The organism is Mesorhizobium sp. WSM4935, from assembly GCF_029625735.1.
Classification (GTDB): Bacteria; Pseudomonadota; Alphaproteobacteria; order Rhizobiales; family Rhizobiaceae; genus Mesorhizobium.
In genome coordinates this window covers 1-278 of record NZ_JARTVR010000057.1, presented here as the reverse complement: position 1 = coordinate 278, position 278 = coordinate 1, and the positions used below count along the sequence as shown (strand labels likewise).

General features: G+C 62.2%; 1 protein-coding gene. It reads left to right on the top strand.

What is annotated here, in order from left to right; translation table 11 throughout:
- Positions 1 to 278 (top strand): hypothetical protein (locus P9273_RS32085; protein ID WP_278052578.1); only part of this gene is annotated, 278 nt, incomplete at both ends.

The following is a 278-nucleotide window of genomic DNA, read 5'->3' as shown; positions in this document are numbered from 1 at the left end:
CGCGCCAGCAACGACGTTCTGGTCCATCGTCTGTTCCAGTGCGCTGACTCAGTTGGGTTCCGTGGTCTCGGCAATGGAACTGTGCCCAGCCCTCGCCGACCGTTTCCTCATCGCCGATCGTGCCAAACAACTGTGTGAGGTGCTGGACGAGGCTCGTCCACAGGTTGATGAGATCGGTGGCCTGCGTCGTGTGGAGCCGATGATCTCCTCGGTCGTCAGCTACGTCCCGACGACGACGTGGGTCCAGGCCTTGCTGCGAGACCACATCCTCTTCGGGC